Source organism: Gilvimarinus sp. DA14 (assembly GCF_024204685.1).
Taxonomy (GTDB): Bacteria; Pseudomonadota; Gammaproteobacteria; order Pseudomonadales; family Cellvibrionaceae; genus Gilvimarinus.
Map to the genome: position 1 here is coordinate 794,959 of NZ_CP100350.1, position 23,966 is coordinate 818,924.

Consider the following 23,966-nt stretch of genomic DNA (forward strand, 5'->3'; position numbering starts at 1 on the left):
GCTCGCTTAATTGCGGATAAATTCGGCGTGAATTTCTATATCGATGTCATCGCCAACGGCGGGAACAAAACGCCCCATATCGAATGCCGAGCGCTTAAAACTAAGGTTTGCCGCAAAGCCGATAATATAATCGCCGGTTAAGCGGTTAGTAGTGGCACCATTAATTCTTACATCTAACTGCGCAGACTGAGTTACGCCGCGAAATTGTAAAGTGCCGCGAAATATCAAAGTGTTGCCGTCTCGCTCAGCACGCCCATCAGAGACGAATAGCGCTTGGGGATAGGTGTCAGCACAGAGCCAGTCACAGCTTTTTAACGTTTCTGCAAAATCCGGATTATTGACATCCAATGACTGCATATTTACCGACGCGCGAATGCGGCTCGCTGCAGGATCTTCAGGTACATAATCGAGCTCTGCACTGGCCTGGTTAAAGCGGCCGACAAACTCAGAGACATTCAGGTGGGAAACTTTAAAAAGGACACTGGTGTGTTTGGGATCGAGCGAATAATTGCCCTGTTTAAGGGCGGTTAAATCTGTTTCTACATCCGTGGAAAGCACTGCCCCGCAGCTGCACAGCAGCAGCGAGGCAAGCAATAAGAATAATCTGCGCGGCAGACTATTCCCACTCAATAGTCGCAGGCGGCTTGCTGGAGACATCGTAGGTGACCCGGGATACACCCGAGATCTCGTTAATAATTCTGTTAGAGACTTTCTCCAGTAGCTCGTAGGGCAAGTGCGCCCAGCGGGCGGTCATAAAATCGATGGTTTCTACCGCGCGCAGGGCAATCACCCACTCGTAACGGCGACCATCGCCCACCACGCCCACGGATTTAACCGGCAAGAACACGGCAAAAGCCTGGCTGGTTTTGTGGTACCAATCGGCATTGTGCAGCTCTTCGATAAAAATCGCGTCCGCCTCGCGCAGAATATCGGCGTATTCCTTTTTCACTTCACCGAGAATGCGCACCCCCAAACCTGGCCCCGGAAACGGGTGACGGTACACCATGTCATAAGGCAGGCCCAATTCTAAGCCTATCGCGCGCACTTCATCTTTAAACAACTCGCGCAAAGGCTCTACCAGCTCCAACTTCATGTCGTCGGGTAAGCCGCCAACATTATGATGGGATTTAATCACGTGGGCTTTACCGGTTTTCGCGGCGGCCGATTCAATAACGTCTGGGTAGATAGTGCCCTGAGCCAACCAGTGAACGTCTTTAATTTTGGCGGCTTCTTCGTCGAACACTTCAATAAAAGTGTTGCCGATAATTTTGCGCTTGCGCTCCGGATCGTTCTCGCCTTCCAGGCGTCCCAAAAACAGCGCTTCTTTGTCGGCGCGAATCACGTTAACACCCATGTTCTTGGCGAACATGTCCATCACTTGATCACCCTCGCCTTTGCGCAACAAACCATTGTCCACAAACACGCAGGTGAGCTGATCACCAATGGCTTTGTGCAACAGCGCGGCCACGACTGAAGAGTCCACCCCACCGGACAAGCCCAGCAAAACTTTATCCGTACCCACCTGCTCGCGCACTTTGACGATAGCGTCTTCAACAATATTCGCGGGCGTCCACAATGCTTCGCAGCCACACAGCTTTAATACAAAGTGTTCAAAAATACGCTTGCCCTGCAGTGTGTGGGTTACTTCAGGGTGAAACTGCAGGCCGTAAAACTCTTTTGCTTCGCAGTGCATGGCCGCAATTGGGCAAGAAGGCGTAGAGGCCATAACCTCAAAGCCGTCGGGCAGAGCCACAACTTTGTCACCGTGGCTCATCCACACGTCCATCAGCGCGCTGCCATCGGCGCCCACATGGTCTTTAATGTCGTGTAACAAGGGGCCTGCGTCTTCAACCTTTACCTGGGCATAGCCAAATTCCTGCACCGCAGAGCCCTGTACTTTACCGCCCAGCTGTTCAGCCATGGTCTGCATGCCATAGCAAATACCCAGTACCGGCACGCCCAAAGTGAAAACCACATCGGGGGCACGGGGTGAGTTCTCGACAGTAACGGACTCAGGGCCGCCGGCGAGAATAATGCCGCTGGGGTCAAACTCGCGAATCTCCGCTTCGGTCATATCATAGGCGCGAATAATGGAGTAAACCCCCACCTCACGTACGCGGCGGGCAATCAATTGGGTGTACTGAGAGCCGAAGTCGAGAATCAGAATGCGCTGAGCGTGAATGTCCTGAGTCATGGGTGTTCCAGTTTGCTAATGGGAAAATGAAAAACCCCTGCAGTTGAATACAGGGGTTATTGAATCAATCGAACGGTCGAACCTAGCGCCCGCTTACCGGGTAGTTAGGCGCCTCTTTGGTAATCTGCACATCGTGCACATGGCTTTCGCCCATACCCGCTGCAGTTACTCTTACAAATTTGGGCTGGGTGCGCATTTCCAGCATGCTGCGGCTACCGGTATAGCCCATAGCCGAGCGCAGGCCGCCCATCAGCTGGTGCACAATCGCATTGAGCGGGCCTTTATAAGGTACACGCCCCTCGATGCCTTCGGGCACAAGTTTCTCAGCGCCTTCGCTGGCATCCTGGAAGTAGCGATCAGACGAACCTTGGGTCTGAGCCATAGCGCCCAGCGAGCCCATACCGCGATAGGCCTTGTAGGTGCGCCCCTGGTAGAGTTCAACTTCGCCCGGTGCCTCTTCAGTACCGGCGAACATAGAGCCCATCATGACACAGTCGGCGCCAGCCACAATCGCTTTGGCCAAGTCGCCACTAAAACGCACGCCGCCATCGGCAATTACCGGCACCTCGGTGCCCTGCAATGCTTCCACGACATTGGCAATGGCAGAAATTTGCGGCACACCCACACCACTGACAATGCGAGTGGTGCAAATTGAACCCGGGCCAATACCCACTTTCACCGCGTCTGCGCCAGCTTCGGCCAGAGCCACAGCAGCTTCAGCGGTGGCAATATTACCGCCAACCACCTGAACTTCGGGGTATTTTTGCTTGATTGAGCGCACCCGCTCGATCACATTTTTTGAGTGACCGTGAGCGGTGTCGACAACCAATACATCGACACCCGCCTCCACCAGTGCCTTCACCCGATCGTCGGTGTCGGCACTGGTGCCAACACTGGCACCCACACGCAGACGACCCTCTGGGTCTTTACTGGCATTGGGGTATTTTTCTGCTTTGTTAATATCTTTGACGGTAATCATACCGCGCAATTTAAAATCTTCGTTCACCACCAGCACCTTCTCAATCCGGTGCTTGTGCAGCAGCGCGCGAATTTCGTCAGCGCCAGTTCCTTCCAGGGTGGTCACCAACTTTTCTTTGGGGGTCATGATGCTGGAGACCGGCGCGTCCTTGTTGGACTCGAAACGCACATCGCGACGGGTCACAATGCCCACCAGGTCGCCATTTTCCAATACCGGAACACCGGAAATATTGTTGGCCTTAGTCAAGGCCAACAGATCATTAATACTAGCGTTCGACTCAATGGTGATTGGGTCTTTGACGACGCCGGCTTCGTATTTCTTAACCGCGCGTACTTCCTGCGCTTGTTTTTCGATGGACATGCTTTTGTGAATGATGCCGATGCCGCCTTCCTGGGCAATGGCGATGGCCAAACGCGCTTCGGTAACGGTATCCATTGCCGCAGAGACCAGAGGAATGTTCAAAGCGATACCGCGTGTCAGACGGGTTTTTAGCGACACATCTTTAGGTGTCACCTCGGAATACCCGGGCACCAGCAAAACATCGTCAAACGTGAGTGCTTCTTCAGCGATTCGCAACATAGCTATCCAACCTTTGCGCTTGGGAAAAATAAGCGCGAAAGTATACCGCAAAAGTGCCGCACAGGTAAACTTAAAACTATTCATGACAGGACTGTAACCTGCTGAATTTGTTTTATTTTTGTAACACTGCCAGCAAAGCACGGCGGCGCCCGAAAACAAACACTGCCAAGGCGCAAAAAGCCTCTGCTACAATGGCGCGATGAATACGATCTCAAGTGATAACCCCCACCCCGATAACCTGCCAGCCGAGCGCGAAATACTCAGCGTATCGCGGCTTAACTGGATCAGTCGGCAGCTGCTGGAAACCCACCTGCCACTGATTTGGGTTGAGGGCGAAATTTCCAACTTTGCCCAACCCAGCTCCGGACACTGGTACTTCACCCTCAAAGACGATAAAGCTCAGGTGCGCTGCGCCATGTTTCGCGGCCGCAACCAACAGGTGCGCTTTGCAGTAAAGAGTGGCCAGCAAGTGCTGCTGCGCGCTCGAGTGAGCATTTATGAAGGTCGCGGCGACTACCAGCTCATTGCCGAACACATGGAGGAAGCGGGCCTTGGCGCCCTACAGCGCGCGTTTGAGGCGCTAAAGCACAAGCTCGCCAACGAGGGGTTGTTCGCCCCCGAACGAAAACTACCTCTGCCGCCGCAAGCCCACCATATCGGTGTTATTACTTCAGCCACTGGCGCCGCCGTGCGGGATGTACTGGCGGTCATCAGGCGGCGCTATCCATCGCAAAAGGTGACCTTGCTGCCAGTACCCGTGCAGGGCGAGAGCGCCGCCCCCGCGATTATCCGCGCGCTGCAACTGGCCGAGCGCAGCGGTCTATTTGATCTGTTAATTCTGACCCGCGGCGGCGGCTCAATTGAAGACTTGTGGGCGTTTAACGACGAGGCGCTCGCCCGCCAGATCGCCGCCTGCCCTATTGCGCTGATCAGCGCGGTGGGACACGAGACGGATTTCACCATCGCCGATTTTGTCGCCGATCACCGCGCGCCAACCCCGTCGGCTGCGGCTGAGATGGCCGTGCCGGATATCCGCGAACATTTGAACGCTCTAAAACAGAGGGAGTTGGCGCTGGGTAAAGCCATTGCCAACCAGCTGGCGCAACAACACAGCCGCCTCAATGCATTGCAAAAGCGGCTGCGTCATCCGGGCGAGTCACTGCGCCACCAATCTCAGAGGCTGGATCAACTGGAAATTCGGCTGACGCGCTGCATGCAACAACGCCTGGCCAATTGCGCCCAACAGTTTACCGATCTGCAAAGACGGCGACAGAACCAGAACCCCCAAGCGCGCCTGACACAGGCACAAAACAACCTGCACACCTTGCGCCAGCGCCTCGAGCAAAATATGCACAGACAGCTTGGGCAATGGCAGCAGCAACTGCACGAAAAGGCCCGCGTGCTCGACAGTGTCAGCCCCCTGGCAACGTTAAACAGAGGCTTTGCCGTGGTGCGGGATGAGCAGGGTCAGGTGGTGCGCAGCGCCTCAGACTTACGCCCCAAACAGCAACTCAACACCACGCTCGGCACGGGTGAATTTACCTGCGAGGTGATTGCAACCTCGAGCTAATGTCTTTATATTGAGCGCACTTGTCGGGGCGCCTTGACCACCAAAAACCAGACACTGGACCCAGTGCTGCGTGGTACGAAGGCTGAGATCGGTACGGCCGAACCCGTGGAACCTGAACAGGCTGGCACCTGCGGAGGGAACAAGTAGCGCCAGCATCGGCGGCCTCCCTCTGCTCCAGCCTCATGTGTCGAGGCAATAGTGACTCCAGATCTCTCTTATTTAAAACCTGATGCCAAGATAGGCATTGCCGGAGCCGGCCTGCTCGGCCAATTGCTTGCCTGGCAGCTCAGCGCGGCGGGATTTAGAGTGACTCTGTTCGATGCAGCCAGCAGCGCCAAACCACAAAGCGCCGCCCACACTGCAGCCGGCATGCTCGCGCCTATCAGCGAAGCGGCCGAAGCTGGCCCCGATGTATACGCTATGGGCGTTTACGGAATTGAGCGCTGGCGCGAATGGCTGAGCCACATTGGTACACAGGCGAGTTCTTGCTTGCACGAACATGGCAGCTTATTGGTGGCCCACCCGCAAGATGAAAGCGAGCTGGAACAGTTCATCAGCGATACCCGCCCCCTGCAGCACTACGCTGACTGCAGCATCCGCCACCTGCACCGCGACGATTTGCAGCATCTGGAACCCGATTTAAGCGGGCAGTTTCAACGGGGTTTATTACTCTCGCCCGAAGCGCATTTGGACAATCGCCAGCTGCTGCAACAGCTAAGCGCGCAAATCAGTACGCAAGATGTGCGCGTATATGAAAACACCCCCGTGAGCGCCGAGCCTTTTGCCATTATCAGCGAATCTACTGGGCAAAAATTTTCTTTTGATGTAGTCATTGATTGTCGCGGCGCTGGTGCCAGAGCAGCACTTATCCAACTGCGCGCCGTGCGTGGTGAAACTCTACACCTGGAAACATGCGAAGTAACACTGCAGCGCCCGGTGCGCTTGATGCATCCGCGCTATCAGCTGTATATCGTTCCCAAACCTGGCAATCGATTTGTTATCGGCGCCACGCAAATTGAAAGCGAAGACCTCTCCCCTATTTCATTGCAGTCCAGCCTCGAGCTTTCAAGCGCTGTGTACACTCTGGCACCGGCCTTTGCCGAAGCGCGCATACTTGAAGCTGGCGTGAATCTGCGCCCGGCGTTTGCCAACAATATGCCAAGCGTTTGCGCCCAGCGCGGCCTGATCAGCGCCAACGGACTTTATCGACACGGCTACCTGCTAGCGCCAGCGGTAGTCGATCATGTGCTGCATTTGCTCGACGCCCAGCGGCAAAGCCCTTTTGCTCATTTGCTGCAAGCACGGCGACAGAGGAGTGAGCGTAGAGACAATTCTTTCAACAGTGAGCCTGTGTATGAGTAACCGCACCATTGAAGTCTTTTTAAACGGCGAGTCCTGCGAGCTGCCCGCCGGTACCGACCTCGCCAACGCCACTGCTCTTTGGCAGAGTGAGCAACAAATACCAGAAAAGTTTGCCGCGGCCGTCAACGGTGAATTCGTGCCTCGCTCGGCCTACGCTGATACCTTGCTTGGCAGCGGCGACTTGATCGATATCGTAGCCCCTGTAGGCGGAGGTTAACATGCAAAGCGATAAAATCACGCTATACGGCAAGGAATTTAACAGCCGCTTTTTACTGGGCACGGCCCTGTATGAGTCGCCCCAACAAATGCGCGATAGCGTCACTGCATCGGGCGCGGAAATCGTGACTCTGGGGCTGCGGCGGCAAAACCCCAGCGCCGGCGACGGGGAGCGTTTTTGGCAGCATATTCGCGCCACTGGCTGCACTTTGTTACCCAATACCGCGGGCTGCAAATCCGTTAAAGAGGCGGTTAACTTAGCGCAAATGTCCCGTGAATTATTTGCCACAGACTGGATTAAGCTGGAAGTTATTGGCGATGATTACAACCTGCAACCAGATCCTTTTGCGCTGTTGGAGGCAACCCGCGAATTAATAAGCCAGGGCTTTAAAGTATTGCCCTATTGCACCGATGATATGATTTTGTGTCAGAAGCTGGTGGAAGCCGGTTGCGAGGTACTGATGCCCTGGGGCGCCCCTATCGGCACCGGACGCGGCCTGCTGAACCGCTACGCGTTAAAAGCGTTGCGCGAGCGTTTCACATGCCCGCTGATTGTCGATGCGGGCCTTGGCGCACCATCGCAGGCGGCCGAGGCGATGGAAATGGGGTATGACGCGGTACTGCTTAATACCGCCGTGGCGAAAGCGCAAAACCCGCCGCTGATGGCAAAGGCCTTTGCCGGCGCCATCCGCTCCGGGCGCGAAGCTCATTTGGCGGGATTAATGCAAACCCGACAAACAGCAAGCCCCAGCACCCCAACCATTGGACAACCTTTCTGGCACCAACAGCCGGGCAAAGCGTAACGACCTTTTACAGCGCAAAACGCCAAAAAAATAATGAAACAATCGCCGCCGGCAAGCTGTAACCCACCAGGGATGCGGCCAGCCGCGGCGCCAAATTGTAGCGCATCGCCAACACCCCGGCCGATATCATGGCTGGCATACCCGCCTCTAAAACCACCACCTGATGTGCGAGCCCACTGCCGCCATAGAGCGTAGAAAATCCCAGTGCGACGGCGGGCTTTAACACACAAAAGGTTAATAGCGCAGCAACAAATACAGCTACATCGTCACGGCTTAGTTTTAAATGCCAGGAAATACCCACCGCCACCATCACCACTGGCACCAGCGTCCAGGCAATAAATTTAAAACCCTCCTCCAGCCACAACGGGTACTCCCACCACAGTAAAGCGAAAGCCAATAACAAACTGATAAAGGGCGGAAAACTGAGAATTCTTTTTGCGATAAACCAAACCGATGTGTGGCCACCGCTAAAACCTACCGCAATAGCGATACCGAAAGTATTCAGTGCGAGAAAAGTACCAAACTGATCGTACAGAATCGCGTAGCCAATTCCCTCTGCGCCCACCAGGGCTTCAATCAGCGGAATACCTACAAACCCGGTGTTGCCCAGCGGCAGCATCAGTAATAAACACCCGGTGACGGCGCGTGACAGTGAAAACAGTCGTGCCGCCAGCAGTACACCCAGCACCGTCACCACCATCACCGACCAACACACCAGTACCGGCAGCAGGACAGTAGAGTCGAAGGTTAAACGAGGCAATTCGTAGAGAATAAGTGCGGGTAGAGCGATGTTGATGACATAGGCATTGAGCCTGGCGGCCACAGACTCACCGGCCACGCGCGAGAACTGTAACACCAGGCCTATGGCCAAACATAGAGCGATTAAAACAAATGGATTCACAACCTTTATCGACTGCCTTTGCGAGGCGCTCGACGAGCACTGCGCGGCGGTGCTTTTGGCTTTTTGCGCCCGGCAAATGGGTTGTCGCTGGATCTGAATTCAATACGTACCGGCGTGCCGCGTAAATTTAACGCCCGCCGATAGGTTTTTTCCAGGTAGCGCTCGTAGTGCGCTGGCACTTTCGCCGTTTGATTACCGTGAATCACAATAACCGGCGGGTTAGCGCCGCCGGCGTGGGCATAGCGCAGCTTAATACGGCGGCCGTTAATCATCGGCGGCTGATGCTCACTCACGGCGTCTTGCAGAATTTGGGTTAAAAAGCTGGTGGACATCTTATCGGTGGCACTCTGATAAGCCTGCTCAATAGACTTATAGAGATCTCCCACACCCGTGCCATGCAGCGCAGAAATATAGTGAATATTAGCAAAATCGATAAAGCGCAAACGCCGATCAATCTCGTTTTTCACATACTGCTTGTGGCTGTCTTCCAGACCATCCCACTTATTTAAAGCCACAACCAGCGCACGGCCGGCATCGATTACTGTGCCCATCAGATGCAGATCTTGCTCTACCACACCCTCACTGGCATCAATCACCAGGATCACCACATTGGCATCGTCAATCGCCTGCAGAGTTTTCACGATCGAGAATTTCTCAACCGCCAGTGACACGTTTTTGCGCCGCCGCACTCCTGCGGTATCAATAATGGTGTAGGGCTTACCGAAGCGCTCGTACTGAATATAAATACTGTCGCGGGTGGTGCCCGGCAAATCAAAAACCACCACGCGATCTTCGCCCAGCATACGATTTACCAGTGTCGATTTACCCACATTTGGGCGCCCGACGATGGCCATTTTTATACCCTTGGGGGCTTCGGTCTCGGTTTCTTCGGGCTCGGGCGGCACAGCTTCCAGAACCATTTCCATCATGGATTTTACGCCGCGACCATGGGTGGCGGTGGTGGCAAACACTTCGCCAAGACCCAGCTCGTAAAAAGGCGCAAGCGCAATGTCCGGGTCCATGCCGTCGATTTTGTTGGCCACCAGATAGGTTTTTTTACCGCGCTGACGTAACTCTTTGGCAATCATGTGATCGGCAGCAGTCAGACCGTCGCGCGCCGATACCATAAATAGAACAATATTGGCCTCTTCAATCGCCTGCAGTGATTGCCCCGCCATCACCGTGTCTATGCCCTCTTCCTCACCGCTGATGCCGCCGGTATCAATCAACATGCAGCGTCGCTCACCGATAACAGCCTCGCCATATTTACGGTCGCGGGTCAGGCCGGCGTAGTTGGCAACAATAGCATCGCGGGTGCGGGTAAGGCGGTTGAACATGGTGGACTTGCCGACATTGGGGCGTCCGACCAAAGCAATTACAGGGATCATAGTTTTGGTATCTGATAGTGCCGCCCGCAGGCGGCACGAGGGTTATTTGGGCGAAATGCGATAGGCGGCAAGTTTACCGTCGTTGGCCAATACATAAAGCAGCTCGCCATCACTCCACAAAGGTGCACGCACCCCTGAGCCATCGATGTTAGTGCGAGCGGCAAAGCTGCCGTCGCTGCGATTTAGCACATGAATATAGCCGTCGTCATCGGCTACTGCCACATAGTCTCCCACACTGGCCGGGCCAGTCAGCAAGCGGCGCAGCATCTGCTCGTTGCGCCAGGTCTCGGTGCCGCTGTTGGCATCGTAAGCGACTACAGCGCTATTGTCCTGGGTGACGAACAGCTCGCTGTTGTCAAACCACAATTCTTGATAGCTCGACGAATCGACCGACCACAAGGGCCGGCCAGTGCCTCTGCTGACCGCCATCAGCCGGCCCTGATAGCCGCTCACGTACAAAATACCATCGACCAAAACAGGCGTGGCTTGGATATCGACCATTTTTTCCAAGTCTGAGCGCCCTTTGGGCATGGCAACCCGCTGCTCCCACAAAATCAGACCATTTTGTGGGTTAAAGGCCATCAAACGACCATTGGAGAAACCGGCGTATATGGCCGAATCGGTAATGACCGGCGCCGAGCGTCCACGCAGGGTGAGCTTGGGCGGCGGATTATCGTAAAACCACAGCTCTTCACCGGTTTCGGCATCCAGAACAGTCAGACGGCCATCCAGAGTATGCGCCGCGACGACTTGGGCATCACCGGCTGGGGTCGACATAATTTCACTGCTTAACTGGGTACGCCACAGCTCTGTGCCGTCGTTAATATCCAGCGCCAGCACTTCACCTTCATCAGTACCCAGCAGTATCTGGCCACTGCCGATACCCACGCCACCGGCGAGCACTTCATCGAGATCACGATCCCACTGCACTTTGCCGGTAGTACGGTCAATTACCGTCAGTTCACCGCGATAGTCCACCGCGTAAATCAGATTCTGGTGAACCGCAGGCTCTAGGCGGGTATAGCCATCGCCCTGACCCACGCCCGTGCCGCGCTTCCAAACCCGGTCTATCTCGGCAGTCGGCTCAAAATCCACCAGCTCCATGGGCTCAGTGCCGTCCTCTTTGCTAAACAGCGAGCAACCGGCCAGCAGTGCAGTGAGCGACAGGGTCAGAACTAATCTCATGCAGAAGGCTCCTCGGCATTGGCCGGCTTCATATCATCGGCTTTCATTTGCAGCACCAGGCGGCGCTGTTGATCACCGTCGAAATTTTCCAGCGCTTCTTGATAAGCGCTGTAAGCGGAAGCTTGATCGCCGCTCATACGCAAGATATCGCCGCGCACCTCAGCCTGTTCGGCAGCAAAACCTACAGCGGGGGCTGCGCTCACCAGCTGCAAAGCGCTATCGTATTCACCTTTGGCTGCCAGTACGCGAGCCAGGCGCATACGAGCGATCTCTTGAAATGCCTCGGTTTTCGAATTGTCGATCACCCATTGAAGTTGCTGCTGGGCCTGATCCAGATTATCGTTTTGCACCGCCGCCTTTGCTGCGAAAAAGGCAGCCTGAGCCGCGTAGGCGGTATCATCAGCACTGTCTTTTATCTGCGCCGCCAGATGTTCTGTGGTCGCGGCGGACTCTTCCCCTGCAGCGGGCCCAGAGGCGCTGGCGACTATCTCTTCGTAGGTGTCTGAGGCCTGCGCGATACGCTGTTGCTCAGCGCTTTGCCAATAGTTCCAGCCAAAGTAACCGGCGGTAGCAACCGCTACACTCGCTATGATTGTGGTGCCATACTCTTTCCAGAGCCGTTTGAGGTTTTCTAGTTGTTCTTCTTCGGTCAGATGATCGCTCACAATCTACTCCTAGCGGATTCTAATCAATAATATTGTTAAAGCTGGCCCAACAACTCGGTCAGGGCAGACTGTTTACAGGTTTGCTGGGGCTTATCTTCGCGCAGATACTTAACCCCCACTTCAGCGGCTGCCGCTTCGTTTTCACCCAGAATTAGCGCGATAGATGCACCGCTTTTGTCGGCTTTTTTCAGCTGGCTTTTAAAACTGCCGCCACCGCAGTGCATACTCAAACGCAGCCCCGGAAGCGCCCGGCGAATGCTCACGGCTAAATTTAATGCTTCGGCCTGTACATCGCCCACCGCGGCTAAATACACATCTACGGGACGGGACAATGACTCGGGCACATGGCCTTCGCTTTGTAGCAAGAGTACCAGTCTCTCCAGGCCAATCGCAAAACCTACCGCCGGCGTAGCGCGACCACCGAGCTGTGCTACCAGATTATCGTAACGCCCGCCGGCGCATACCGCGCTCTGCGCGCCCAGTTTGTCGGTCACCCACTCAAAGGCGGTGCGCGAGTAGTAATCCAGCCCGCGTACCAAACGACGATTGATCCGGTATGGGACACCAGCGGCGTCCAGCAGTTGCGTCAACTGCGCAAAATGCTGCTCGGACTCCTCGTCTAGGTAATCTTCCAAGCTGGGGCCGGTATCCAGTAATGCCTGAGTAGCTTCGTTTTTACTGTCGAGAATACGCAGCGGGTTGCTGTCCAGACGACGCTTGCTGTCTTCATCTAACTGGTCTTTACGCTCGCTCAAGTGATCTACCAATGCCGCGCGGTAGCGAGCGCGAGCTTCATCGCTGCCCAACGAGTTAACCTGCAACTCGACGCAGTGCTCAAGCCCGAGCGTCTGGAACAGGTTATAGCTGAGCAGTAAAAGCTCGGCGTCGATATCTGGCCCCTGCAATCCATAGGTTTCAATACCCACCTGATGAAACTGACGGTAGCGTCCTTTCTGTGGTCGCTCGTAACGAAACATGGGGCCCATGTACCACAGGCGCTGGGTCTGGTTGTACAACAGGCCATGCTCTTCGCAGGCACGCACACAACTGGCCGTACCCTCGGGACGCAGGGTCAAGCTCTCGCCGTTGCGGTCTTCAAAGGTATACATTTCTTTTTCAACGATATCGGTCACTTCGCCGATGGAGCGCTTAAATAGATCGGTTTGCTCCATAATCGGAAATCGAATTTCGCTGTAACCAAAACCCGCTAGAGTCTGTTTAATCACAGACTCTAAGTGCTGCCATACCGCCGTATCGGCGGGCAGCAAATCGTTCATACCGCGTATTGCCTGAATCTTCTTCAAACTAATTCCTTACTCGACCCGCGCACCTTAAGAGCGCGCAATAATATTCTTTTCGCTCTGTTCTTTCTCCGCCGCTTTACGGCGAATCAGTTTTTCCAAGTCATCCACCAAGGAATCATTGGTTAACTTGCTATCGGGCTGACCGTCCACGTACACCAGGTTACTCGGCGTGCCACCGGCGAGACCAAGATCCGCCTCTTTGGCTTCACCCGGGCCATTTACCACGCAACCGATAACCGCAACATCCAGAGGCACAGTAATGTCCTCTACCCGGGTCTCAAGTTCATTCATGGTTTTGATCACATCAAAATTCTGACGCGAACAACTGGGGCAGGCAATGAAATTCACTCCCTTGGTGCGCAGCTTTAAACTTTTCAGTAAGTCCCAGCCTACTTTTACCTCTTCGACCGGATCGGCAGCGAGCGAAATACGAATGGTATCGCCAATCCCATCCATAAGTAGTGCACCTAAACCTACGGCGGACTTAACCGTACCGGCGCGCAAACCGCCAGCCTCGGTAATACCCAGGTGCAGTGGCTGATCAATTTCTTTAGCCAACAACCGGTAGGCATCCACCGCCATAAACACATCGGACGCCTTAACACTGACTTTGAAGTTCTCAAAGTTCAAATCCTGCAGAATAGCCACATGGCGCAGGGCCGATTCCACCAGTGCCTGGGGGGTGGGCTCACCGTATTTTTTTTGCAGATCTTTTTCCAGCGACCCGGCATTTACACCAATGCGAATCGGGATATTCAGATCACGGGCTTTATCAACAACGGCACGAATACGCTTTTCTCGGCCGATATTACCTGGATTAATCCGCAGACAATCCACACCCAAGTCCGCCACCCGCAGCGCAATGCGATAATCAAAGTGAATATCGGCCACCAAGGGCACACTGACTTGTTTGCGAATGTCACCAAAGGCTTCGGCGGCCTCCATAGATGGCACAGACACCCGGACGATGTCAGCGCCGGCGTTTTGCAGACGCTGAATTTGCCCCACCGTCGCCGCTACGTCGCAGGTTTCTGTATTAGTCATGCTTTGCACCGCAATCGGTGCATCGCCACCGACGGGCACATTGCCCACCATAATTTGGCGCGACTTGCGGCGTTTGATAGGAGACTCGTGCTGCATATAAAACCTATTGATTGTCGCCGACGGTAAAATTAACCACATTGCCACTGGCCGAAACCGGCACGGTAACAGTTCTGCCATTCATACTCGCGGAGACACCCTGAGCATTACCCAAGCGAATCTGAAACGGAGCTGCGCCTGCCAAATCGGCACTGCTGCCGCCTCTTTGCAAAGACTCCAGCAATACCACACCATCAGCATCGGTCACTCTCACCCAGCAGTCTTGCGCAAAAGTCAGAACGAGATTATCACCGCCTGACTCTTGTGGCTGGGAATTTTGCGGACCACTACTTTGCAGCGACACTTCGTCGGCCGGCACGGCAAGCTCTGCGGCCGGAGCATCGGCTGCACTTTCCTCTGCTGCAGCTGCGGGGTCTGAGGGGGATTCTAAATCACCCGCACCGGAGCGAACGGATTCTGCACCACTGTCAGGTTCAAACGAAAGCGCATAAGGGTTTGCTTGCGTATCCTCATCGCTGGCAAGTTGCTGCTCTGGCTCTGGAGCCGAAACGGCGGGGTTACCAGCCGCCACAGCAGGTGATGCCTGGTTAGCAGTGGGCACACTCGCAGATGAGGCTGTGCTCTGCGTCTCGCTCTGCGCAGCAAAATACCAGTACGCCAAGATCCACAGCAGTAAAATAATAATGACCAAAAATATTCGGCCCAACCAGTTGGAGCGCTTGCCGCCCATTTTTACGTTCAGCGACTCGGTCGCGGGCAACGGCTGTTCCGGCGCGGGAGCCAATTGGTCAAAGCGTTCCACCAAAGGTTTACTGTCTAACCCGAGATACCTAGCGTAGCTGCGAATATAGCCACGGGTGAAAACGACCGAAAACATTTTTTCGTACTCGCCCGCTTCCAGCGCCTTAAGCTTATTGGGCTGGATATTGAGGTCGGTGCAAACCTGCTCGGCGCTTAATCCCTGGCGCTCGCGCTCGGCGCGCAAAAGCGGACCAGGTTCAAGTTCGGTCAATGATTCTGGCTGGCTCATACCGACTTAATTCTCCAGCATTTGCTTGTACTCAAGATACTCCGGCGAATAGGGATATCTGTTCTTCAACAACAAAGCGTAACTCGCCTCTTTATTCTGATTACCAAAAATACGTTCTATTTTTATCCCCAGCAGCAGGGTTTGCGGCACAGGGCGGGCGATCTGCTCGTAGGCATCTAAATATTTTTTCGCCTCAGCATAATCTTTCTGAGTGAAATTCAACGCAGCCAACTCGTACTTCACCGTCGGCAGTGCCGGATCGAGACGATTGGCGTGCTCGAACACGGACTCGGCCTTTTCCGGCTTGTCCAGCTGGATCGCGGTGCGCCCCAGATTCACCATAGCCTGGGCGCGATTATCGTAGTCTAAATCTTCTGCGGCGATTTCAAATTGCTCGTAGGCATCCTGATAGCGCTCGTGGTTATACAGGAACACACCGTAATTGTTACGCCCACGGGTGTAGTTCTTATCTAGCCGCAGAGTTTTCTTAAAGTACTCTTCGGCCATTTCCGGCTCACCCTCTAACTGGTAGAGCATCGCCATGGCAAAGGTGGCATCAACCGAGCGCGAATCGATTTCAAACGCTTTACGTAAGTGGTGGCGTGCGGACTCACGATTCTGCGCTTCGATATACTTGAGCGCCAAAGTAACATGACTGTCGAGCGCTTTTTCTTCGTCCACCTGATACTTCGATGGCGGCACAGTACTGACGCACCCAGCCAGCAAGGCTGCGCAAAATGTCGCTATTAACCATTGAATCAGTGCTGTTACTCGCAAGTGTTTTTTCAACACGACTTTGCCTCTAGTTTTTATTGACTGACAATAGTAACCGGCTCTGCCTGGGAAAACTGTGCCCTGTATCTCTCAGAGCGTTTGGTTCGGTCGTTTACCTCACCGGCCAGCTGACCACAGGCCGCGTCGATATCATCACCGCGGGTAGTTCGAACCGTGGTGATGTAGCCTTCCTGCATCAGAATGTCCTGAAAACGACGCATGGCATTATTGCTCACCCGTTTGTAGTTGGACAAATTAAACGGATTGAACGGAATTAAATTAATTTTCACCGGCACGTCGCGCAGCAACTCGGCGAGCTGTCGAGCGTGCTCAGGGCGGTCATTTACGTGATCGATGAGGGTGTACTCGATGGTGATTTTGCGGTGAGTATCCGGCAGCGACTCGATATAGCGTTTTGCCGACGCCAGCAACATTGCAATAGGATACTTTTTATTAATGGGCACCAGCTCGTTGCGCAGCTCATCGTTCGGCGCGTGCAAAGATATCGCCAAACAAGCATCGGTGTACTCACCTAAGCGGTCTAGCTCGGGCACCACACCTGAAGTGCTCAAGGTCACCCGGCGTTTGGAGATACCATAGGCATTGTCGTGCATCATTAAGTTCATGGCATCGACAACGTTATCGAAGTTCATTAACGGCTCGCCCATACCCATCATCACCACATTGGTGACTTTGCGCGGCCCATTGGGAGCCAGCTGACCAAAGGATTTTGCCGCGATCCACACCTGCGCGATAATTTCTGCCGCACTCAGATCGCGGTTAAAACCCTGCTTGCCGGTGGCGCAGAAGCTGCAATCCAAAGAGCAGCCTACCTGAGAGGAAACGCACAAGGTGCCGCGCTCACCGTCGGGAATAAATACGGTCTCGACAACACTGCCGCCTGTGACACGAATCAGAAACTTGCGCGTGCCATCGGCGGAATCCATCTGACGCAATACTTCAGGAGCGCGAATTTCGCACTTGGCTTTTAATTTCTCCCGCAGCGCCTTGCTGATGTTGGACATCTCATCAAAGTCATCCACGCCCAACTGATGAATCCACTTAAGCACCTGGGCCGCGCGAAAGCGCTTCTCGCCCATGGTTTCAAAAAACGCCACCAGCTTGGCCTCGGTCAACCCCAAAAGGTTCACCTTGGTCTGCTCTGCGCCAGATGCGGCGTTTGTATTCATGTCAGCGTTGGTCATGGTGTCACCTTCGCGCTTAGCGCGGGTAAAGCTCCTGAGCATTGAAAAAATAATCGATCTCGCGCGCCGCTGAGGCTGCAGAGTCCGAGCCGTGCACAGCGTTGGCGCTCACCGCCGTGGCAAAGTCAGCGCGAATGGTGCCTGGCGCAGCCTCTTCTGGATTGGTTGCCCCCATTAACTCGCGGTTGCGGCTGATGGCATTTTCACCACGCAGCACTTGCACACAAACCGGGCCGGACATCATAAACTCCACCAGCGACGCAAAAAATGGACGCTCTTTGTGTTCGGCGTAAAAACCCTCGGCCTGTTCGCGGGTCAGCTGCAGCATTTTCAGAGCGATAACCTGCAAGCCTGCTTCCTCGAAGCGAGCGATAATCGCACCTATGTGATTGTTACCCACAGCGTCTGGTTTAATAATCGATAAAGTCTGTTCTACGGCCATTTGGCACTCCGTTCTCGCGTCTTTAATCGGGCATTACGCCCTTTAGGCTCGCCCTATATACCCAAAACCCGCGGATTATACGCGGGTTTTGGGTATATTTATACGAAATCGCACCCGCGGGTACAGTTTAGGCGGAGGCGATTGCCTGGATGCGCTGCACCATGGCTTTTAGGCCATTGCCGCGGGTGGCGCTAAGGTGATTGAGCAGGTTTAAGCGGCCGAAATAAGCGTCAATATCAAAGCTGGTGACCTCGGCCGGTGTTTTGCCATTATAGGCTGCCAAAACCACCGCCAAGAGCCCCTTGACGATAAAAGCGTCGCTGTCGGCATGAAAATACAATTTGCCGTCTTTGGCGTCACTGACCAGCCACACCTGGCTCTGACAACCACGCACCAAGTTCTGCTCAGTTTTGTAGCCATCGTCGAGCGGCGGCAGCTCTTTGCCCAAGTCAATAATGTACTTGTAGCGCTCCTCCCAACCGTCAAAAAAACCTAGGGTTTCGACGATATCGTCGGCAGTTACTTCAACACCAAACTCAGTCACTCAGTCCTACCTTAAAAACCATAGCGGCTTAAAAAAACATTCCGGTTTCAAGCTGCGCTTCTTCGCTCATCATGTCGCGGTTCCAGGGCGGATCGAACACCAGCTCGACGTCCACCTCGCGCACATTGGGCACCCGCCCCACCCGGTATTCGACATCCCCCACCAAGACCGGGCCCATACCGCAGCCAGGCGCAGTCAAGGTCATGGAAATACCCACATGACCTCGGGCTTGATCAATGTCGAGCGCGTAAATCAGCCCCAAGTTAACCAAATCCACCGGGATCTCGGGGTCAAACACGGTTTTCAGTGCTTCCCAAACCTGGGACTCGTCGATCTGACCATCGCCAGGGTCATTAAACTCAAGCTGTTCCGGCTCTTTACCGATTGCAGCCGCATCCAGGCCGTCCACCCGGACCATCTGGCCCTGATAGCTAAGGGTGTAGTTCCCCCCCAGCGCCTGAGTAATGGTTACGAAAGTATCCTTGGGAATCGTCACCGGTGTACCATCTGGCACGCGACGCGCCGGGCAGTCAGCCTGGGTGACCACCATTTCTCTCTCTGCGGCCATAAGCTGTCCTAACCGATGTTAAAGCTTTCCCCACACCCGCAGTAATCGCGCGCATTGGGGTTCAAAAAGGCCAGCTGACGATTGACACCCTCAGTGACAAAATCAATGGTGGTGCCGCGAATCACCGGCAAACTGGCCGGATCCAAATAGACCTCGACCCCGTCCGCGAGATGAATAATCTCGTCGCCGTCGCGGGCTTCGGGCACCAAATCAAGCACATACATATAGCCAGTGCAGCCACTTTCTTTGATGGAAAGGCGCACACCACGGGCTCCATTGGAGTCCGCCTGTAACTGCTTTTTAAAATGCGCCGCCGCTTTGTCGGTTATCTCGACTGTAACGGCCTGCGGATCAAAACTCTCTACACTCATAAGCTCCCCTTAAGCGAGAAACATTTTGGCTTTTGCCAAGCCTGCCATCAGCGCGTCGATATCCGCCTGAGTGTTGTACAGACTAAAACTCGCGCGCACGGTTCCCGGCAAGCCGTACTGGTCCATAATGGGCTGGGCGCAGTGGTTACCGGTGCGCACCGCGATTCCCTGCTGATCGAGAATCATGCCGATATCCTGCGGGTGCGCGAAATCGGCGACAAAACTCATTACCGCCACTTTATCAGCTGCGCGACCGACTATCTCAAAGCCGCCGAGTTCGGCCAGCGCCTGTTCCGCGCTCTGCAGCAACTGCTTTTCGTGGGCATCGGCCGCCGTCCGCTCAAGGCTGTTGAGAAAATCCACCGCCGCGCCCATACCTACGGCACCGGCAATATTGGGGGTTCCCGCCTCAAACTTGTAGGGCAATTTGTTGTATACGGTGCCGGCAAAGCTGACCGACTCAATCATTTCCCCACCGCCCTGATAAGGCGGCATAGCCTCTAGCAACTCGCGCTTGCCATAGAGCACACCCATGCCAGTGGGGCCAAACATCTTATGGGCGGAAAAAGCCAGAAAATCGCAGTCGAGCTGTTGCACATCGATAGGCCAATGAGCGATTGACTGAGCCGCATCCAAAAGCACCTTAGCGCCAACTGCGTGGGCTTTGGCAATGACCTGCTCGACCGGATTGATAGAACCCAGCGCATTGGATACATGCCCCAGCGCCACCATTTTCACCCGTTCGTCCAGCAGACTGTCCAGCGCCTGCAGGTCAATCACACCCAGCTCATCCACTGGTATAGGCTCGACATTGGCGCCAACCTGCTGCGCCACCATTTGCCAGGGCACGATATTCGAGTGATGCTCCATAGCAGAGACCAGCACACGGTCTCCAGCGCCTAAATTGGCCCTGCCCCAACTACTGGCAACCAGGTTTACCCCCTCGGTGGTGCCGCGCGTCCACAACACCTGAGAGGAAGCCGGAGCATTGATAAACTGCGCCACCTTGTTGCGCGCACCTTCAAACTGTTCGGTCGCTCTGTCGCTTAGGGCGTGTGCTCCGCGGTGCACATTGGAATTGTCATAGCGATAGTAGTTGGCAATCGCCTCAATCACCGACTCTGGCTTTTGCGTGGTAGCGGCATTGTCCAGATACACCAGCGGATGGCCGTTTACTTCTTGCTGCAGAATCGGAAACTGGGCGCGAACGGTGGCGACATCAAAGCGCGTCAAAAGACTCAGCCTCCAGTTGCAGCAACTCGTTCTCGCGGCCGAACTGCTCCGCCAAAATCGGCAACAGATGATTCATTACCGCTTCATTGTCGATGGTTTGAATCAGCTCGTTGATAAAACCAAAGCTCATCATCACCTTAGCTTGCTCTTTACTGACACCGCGCGTTTGCAAATAGTAAAGAGCGTCATCGTCCAGCTGCGCCACAGTCGCGCCATGGGCACACTTCACATCGTCGGCGTAAATTTCCAGCTCTGGCTTGGTATCGATTTCGGCGCGGTTGGAAGTCAACAGGTTTTTGTTTGACAGCTCCGCCAGTGTTTTTTGCGCGTCTTCAAAAATATGAATTCGGCCGTTAAACACCGCTTTGGCGCGATCGCCGATAATGCCGCGAAACACTTCGTTGCTGGTGCAGTGAGGCACGCGGTGCTTGATGTTGGTGTGGTAATCCACCACCTGGCGCCCGCGCGGCATGTAAACGCCCTGCAACTCGACATGAGCGCCCTCGCCACAGTGCTCGAGCACATAGTCGTTGCGTATCAGTTCGCCGCCTTTGGCAATAGCAAAGCCGTCAAAATTAGCGTCGCGACCCAGCTCCACGAACACACCGCCCATGTGGGTTACGCCTTCGTGTTCGAGATTGAGGCGGTAATGTTTGACTCGCGCATTGTCGGCGAGAACAATTTCGGTCTGCGCGGCAACCAGGTTAGCCTGCTCGTTATCACTGGAGAGAAACTGCTCGACAACTTCTGCTTCAGCGCCAGTTTCCAGCACCACCAGCAACCGTGTAGCGGCCAGCTGTGCAGCCTCGCCACTAGAATAATTAACCAGATATAATGGCTTATCGAGCTTCTGCCCCGCCTTAATGTGCAACAGCACACCCTCGCCAGAGGCGGCTTCACCTAACGCGGCAAACAGGTGCTGAGAACTGTCGGCAATCCGGCCGAGATGCTTTTGCACCTGCTCCACTTGCGGCCCTTCGGCATTGGCAAAGGCGACCGCTCCTGCCGGCAACTCATCCGACTGAGCCGTATCTAAAATGCCGTTTACGAACACCAGTTTGTAGGCGTCAAAGGCGATTAAATCTTGCTCCGGCACGGTTGTGGTGGCCGCAGTAGGCGCACTCAACTCTTTGTTGGCCAGCGCCGCGAGGGAAGTATACTTCCAGTTTTCAGTACGGCGATTGGGCCAGGCGGTAGCGGCAAATCGCTCTGCGCCGCGACGACGCACATCCGCAAGCCAAGCGGGCGCGGATTGCGCCTCGGCAAGTTTTAATGCCGCGGTTTGCAAATCTCCCATTAAGCCACCTCTCCTTCGAGCCAGCTGTAGCCTTTTGCTTCCAGCTCTTTCGCCAGAGATTTATCACCGGATTTAACAATCTTGCCATCGGCCAGTACATGGACAAAGTCGGGTACGATGTAGTCCAGTAGGCGCTGATAGTGAGTCACCACGATAAAACTGCGCTCGGCACTGCGCATGGCATTTACGCCATCGGCCACGGTTTGCAAGGCATCAATGTCCAGCCCCGAGTCGGTTTCATCAAGAATGCACAGTTTGGGTTCGAGCAGCATCATTTGCAGAATTTCATTGCGCTTTTTTTCGCCGCCCGAAAAACCTTCGTTGACGCCGCGTTTTAAAAATGCCTGATCCAGCTTAACTTTTTTGCTGGTTTCGCGAGCTAGCTTCATAAACTCAACGCTGGATAACTCGGGCTTACCCTGATGCTTGCGCACGGCATCTACGGAGGCTTTCAAAAACTCCATGTTGCTAACACCCGGGATTTCTACTGGGTACTGAAAGGCGAGAAATAAACCTTCGCGCGCGCGCTCTTCCACGTCCATGTCTAACAGGTCTTTGCCGTCAAAGCTGGCTGATCCCTGCGTCACCTCAAAGGCTTCGCGACCCGCCAGCACACTGCCCAAGGTGCTTTTTCCTGCGCCATTGGGGCCCATAATGGCATGAACTTCACCCGGTTTAACGTCCAGATTCAAACCTTTAAGAATGTCTTTCTCTTCAACGCTGGCGCAGAGATTGTTAATACTCAACATGATTTCATTCATCTCTTTTCGTTCAGGCCGCAGCCTGCAATTCGATTTAACCCACCGAGCCTTCAAGGCTCACTTCGAGCAGTTTGCCGGCCTCAACCGCAAACTCCATGGGCAATTCTTTAAACACTTCGCGGCAGAAGCCGTTGACGATCATTGATACAGCCTTTTCCGCGTCTAAACCGCGCTGCTGACACAGGAACATCTGATCATCACTGACCTTGGAGGTGGTCGCTTCGTGTTCGATAACCGCGCTGGGGTTTTTACTTTCAATGTAAGGAAAGGTGTGCGCCCCACAGCGATCGCCAATCAGCAGCGAATCACATTGGGTATAGTTGCGCGCGCCCTCGGCGCCCGGATTCATACGCACCAAACCGCGGTAGCAGTTTTGACTTTTGCCCGCCGAAATACCTTTAGAGATAATGGTCGAGCGCGTATTTTTACCAATGTGAATCATCTTGGTGCCGGTATCGGCCTGCTGATAATTATTGGTCAAGGCAACCGAGTAAAATTCGCCGACACTGTTATCGCCACGCAGCACACAGCTGGGGTATTTCCAAGTCACGGCCGAGCCGGTTTCTACCTGGGTCCAGCTGATTTTGGCACTGGTGTGGCAAACACCGCGCTTGGTCACAAAGTTGTAAATACCGCCTTTACCGTCTTCATCACCCGGGTACCAGTTCTGTACCGTAGAGTATTTGATTTCGGCGTTGTCTTTGGCAACCAGCTCAACCACTGCGGCGTGCAACTGGTTTTCATCGCGCATGGGCGCAGTGCAGCCCTCAAGGTAACTTACGTAAGCGCCCTCTTCGGCAACAATCAAGGTGCGCTCAAACTGACCGGTATTTTGTTCGTTAATACGAAAATACGTGGACAACTCCATCGGGCAGCGCACACCTTTGGGTATGTACACAAAAGAGCCATCGGAAAATACCGCCGAGTTAAGCGCAGCAAAATAGTTATCTTTTTGTGGCACCACCGAGCCCAGGTGCTGCTTCACCAACTCCGGATATTTTTCCACCGCTTCGCTGATAGAACAGAACAGCACGCCAGCCTCTTCGAGCTTTTCGCGAAAGGTGGTTACCACGCTAACCGAATCAAACACGACGTCCATAGCCACCCCGGCGAGCATTTCTTGCTCGTGCAACGGAATGCCTAATTTTTCATAGGTTTCGAGAAGCTTGGGGTCCACCTCATCAAGGCTTTTTGGCTTATCGTCCATGCTTTTGGGCGATGAGTAATAGGAAATCGCCTGGTAATCCACCTTGGGATAATCCACATGGGCCCACTCGGGCTCTTCCATCTCCTGCCAGGCGCGAAACGCCTGCAGACGCCATTCGAGCAGCCACTCGGGCTCATTCTTTTTCGCGGAAATAAACCGCACCACCTCTTCGTTCAAGCCGGGCGGCAAGGTATCTGTGTCAATCGCCGTATGGAAACCGGCGGCATACTCTTTTCTGATTAGGTGTTCTACCTGTTCAGACATGTTTCACCTCTTCTTCACCTGTG

General features: G+C 54.4%; 24 protein-coding genes and 1 riboswitch. Of the genes, 4 read left to right on the plus strand and 20 right to left on the minus strand.

Annotated elements, in window-relative coordinates; all coding sequences use genetic code 11:
* Window positions 1–6: 6 nt before the first annotated feature.
* From NHM04_RS03350 to guaB, 3 genes are all read right to left on the minus strand, one after another.
* Entirely contained in the window at window positions 7–558 is a 552-nt protein-coding gene (locus NHM04_RS03350; protein WP_254265640.1) for a YceI family protein, read from the minus strand.
* A gap of 58 nt (window positions 559–616) precedes the next feature.
* Window positions 617–2,194: a glutamine-hydrolyzing GMP synthase gene (guaA, locus tag NHM04_RS03355; protein ID WP_254265641.1), complete on the minus strand. Its 1,578-nt coding sequence runs from the start codon at window positions 2,192–2,194 to the stop codon at window positions 617–619.
* Window positions 2,195–2,276: 82 nt separating this feature from the next.
* Window positions 2,277–3,752, minus strand: a complete 1,476-nt coding sequence (gene guaB / locus NHM04_RS03360; protein WP_254265642.1) for an IMP dehydrogenase — start codon at window positions 3,750–3,752, stop codon at window positions 2,277–2,279.
* A gap of 199 nt (window positions 3,753–3,951) precedes the next feature.
* Between guaB and xseA the strand changes: the two genes are divergently transcribed.
* The 4 genes from xseA (at window position 3,952) to NHM04_RS03380 (ending at window position 7,703) form a co-directional block, all read left to right on the plus strand.
* Entirely contained in the window at window positions 3,952–5,322 is a 1,371-nt protein-coding gene (gene xseA, locus NHM04_RS03365; RefSeq protein ID WP_254265643.1) for an exodeoxyribonuclease VII large subunit, read from the plus strand.
* 14 nt (window positions 5,323–5,336) lie between these two features.
* Window positions 5,337–5,478, plus strand: a riboswitch (TPP riboswitch).
* Between the two features lie 42 nt (window positions 5,479–5,520).
* On the plus strand, window positions 5,521–6,684 hold the full coding sequence (thiO, locus tag NHM04_RS03370) for a glycine oxidase ThiO (protein WP_254265644.1): 1,164 nt from the start codon (window positions 5,521–5,523) through the stop codon (window positions 6,682–6,684).
* A complete protein-coding gene (gene thiS / locus NHM04_RS03375) occupies window positions 6,677–6,901 on the plus strand; it encodes a sulfur carrier protein ThiS (protein ID WP_254265645.1) in 225 nt (74 codons plus the stop codon). Before thiO ends, thiS begins: the two co-directional genes overlap by 8 nt.
* A gap of 1 nt (window position 6,902) precedes the next feature.
* Complete coding sequence (locus tag NHM04_RS03380; RefSeq protein ID WP_254265646.1) at window positions 6,903–7,703, plus strand: thiazole synthase; 801 nt, start codon at window positions 6,903–6,905, stop codon at window positions 7,701–7,703.
* A gap of 7 nt (window positions 7,704–7,710) precedes the next feature.
* On the opposite strand, the gene NHM04_RS03385 is transcribed toward NHM04_RS03380, so the two are convergent.
* From NHM04_RS03385 to sufB, 17 genes are all read right to left on the minus strand, one after another.
* Window positions 7,711–8,604, minus strand: a complete 894-nt coding sequence (locus tag NHM04_RS03385) for an AEC family transporter (RefSeq protein ID WP_254265647.1) — start codon at window positions 8,602–8,604, stop codon at window positions 7,711–7,713.
* A gap of 5 nt (window positions 8,605–8,609) precedes the next feature.
* Window positions 8,610–9,992, minus strand: a complete 1,383-nt coding sequence (gene der, locus NHM04_RS03390; RefSeq protein WP_254265648.1) for a ribosome biogenesis GTPase Der — start codon at window positions 9,990–9,992, stop codon at window positions 8,610–8,612.
* Window positions 9,993–10,034: 42 nt separating this feature from the next.
* Window positions 10,035–11,177, minus strand: a complete 1,143-nt coding sequence (bamB, locus tag NHM04_RS03395; protein ID WP_254265649.1) for an outer membrane protein assembly factor BamB — start codon at window positions 11,175–11,177, stop codon at window positions 10,035–10,037.
* Window positions 11,174–11,842: a tetratricopeptide repeat protein gene (locus tag NHM04_RS03400; RefSeq protein WP_254265650.1), complete on the minus strand. Its 669-nt coding sequence runs from the start codon at window positions 11,840–11,842 to the stop codon at window positions 11,174–11,176. Before NHM04_RS03400 ends, bamB begins: the two co-directional genes overlap by 4 nt.
* A 35-nt stretch (window positions 11,843–11,877) precedes the next feature.
* Complete coding sequence (gene hisS, locus NHM04_RS03405) at window positions 11,878–13,146, minus strand: histidine--tRNA ligase (RefSeq protein WP_254265651.1); 1,269 nt, start codon at window positions 13,144–13,146, stop codon at window positions 11,878–11,880.
* Between the two features lie 27 nt (window positions 13,147–13,173).
* The gene (ispG, locus tag NHM04_RS03410) at window positions 13,174–14,286 is read right to left on the minus strand and encodes a flavodoxin-dependent (E)-4-hydroxy-3-methylbut-2-enyl-diphosphate synthase (protein ID WP_254265652.1); all 1,113 of its coding nucleotides are present in this window, start codon (window positions 14,284–14,286) and stop codon (window positions 13,174–13,176) included.
* A gap of 7 nt (window positions 14,287–14,293) precedes the next feature.
* Window positions 14,294–15,277 carry a RodZ domain-containing protein gene (locus NHM04_RS03415; RefSeq protein ID WP_254265653.1) on the minus strand — a complete coding sequence of 328 codons (984 nt, stop codon included), beginning with the start codon at window positions 15,275–15,277 and terminating at the stop codon, window positions 14,294–14,296.
* Between the two features lie 6 nt (window positions 15,278–15,283).
* The gene (gene pilW / locus NHM04_RS03420; protein WP_254265654.1) at window positions 15,284–16,069 is read right to left on the minus strand and encodes a type IV pilus biogenesis/stability protein PilW; all 786 of its coding nucleotides are present in this window, start codon (window positions 16,067–16,069) and stop codon (window positions 15,284–15,286) included.
* Window positions 16,070–16,086: 17 nt separating this feature from the next.
* Window positions 16,087–17,256, minus strand: coding sequence for a 23S rRNA (adenine(2503)-C(2))-methyltransferase RlmN (gene rlmN / locus NHM04_RS03425; protein WP_254265655.1), 1,170 nt, complete (start codon window positions 17,254–17,256; stop codon window positions 16,087–16,089).
* Between the two features lie 16 nt (window positions 17,257–17,272).
* On the minus strand, window positions 17,273–17,698 hold the full coding sequence (gene ndk, locus NHM04_RS03430) for a nucleoside-diphosphate kinase (RefSeq protein WP_254265656.1): 426 nt from the start codon (window positions 17,696–17,698) through the stop codon (window positions 17,273–17,275).
* A 127-nt stretch (window positions 17,699–17,825) separates the two neighbouring features.
* The gene (locus NHM04_RS03435) at window positions 17,826–18,242 is read right to left on the minus strand and encodes a SufE family protein (RefSeq protein ID WP_254265657.1); all 417 of its coding nucleotides are present in this window, start codon (window positions 18,240–18,242) and stop codon (window positions 17,826–17,828) included.
* Between the two features lie 28 nt (window positions 18,243–18,270).
* Window positions 18,271–18,810 carry a putative Fe-S cluster assembly protein SufT gene (gene sufT, locus NHM04_RS03440; protein WP_254265658.1) on the minus strand — a complete coding sequence of 180 codons (540 nt, stop codon included), beginning with the start codon at window positions 18,808–18,810 and terminating at the stop codon, window positions 18,271–18,273.
* Window positions 18,811–18,818: 8 nt separating this feature from the next.
* Window positions 18,819–19,181: an iron-sulfur cluster assembly accessory protein gene (locus NHM04_RS03445; protein ID WP_254265659.1), complete on the minus strand. Its 363-nt coding sequence runs from the start codon at window positions 19,179–19,181 to the stop codon at window positions 18,819–18,821.
* 9 nt (window positions 19,182–19,190) lie between these two features.
* On the minus strand, window positions 19,191–20,414 hold the full coding sequence (locus NHM04_RS03450) for an aminotransferase class V-fold PLP-dependent enzyme (protein ID WP_254265660.1): 1,224 nt from the start codon (window positions 20,412–20,414) through the stop codon (window positions 19,191–19,193).
* A complete protein-coding gene (gene sufD / locus NHM04_RS03455) occupies window positions 20,401–21,711 on the minus strand; it encodes a Fe-S cluster assembly protein SufD (RefSeq protein ID WP_254265661.1) in 1,311 nt (436 codons plus the stop codon). Before sufD ends, NHM04_RS03450 begins: the two co-directional genes overlap by 14 nt.
* Window positions 21,711–22,460 carry a Fe-S cluster assembly ATPase SufC gene (gene sufC, locus NHM04_RS03460; protein ID WP_254266586.1) on the minus strand — a complete coding sequence of 250 codons (750 nt, stop codon included), beginning with the start codon at window positions 22,458–22,460 and terminating at the stop codon, window positions 21,711–21,713. The genes sufD and sufC overlap by 1 nt, the downstream gene beginning before the upstream one ends.
* A gap of 46 nt (window positions 22,461–22,506) precedes the next feature.
* Window positions 22,507–23,943 (minus strand): Fe-S cluster assembly protein SufB, encoded by a 1,437-nt coding sequence (gene sufB / locus NHM04_RS03465; protein WP_254265662.1) that lies wholly within the window; start codon window positions 23,941–23,943, stop codon window positions 22,507–22,509.
* Window positions 23,944–23,966 lie beyond the last annotated feature (23 nt).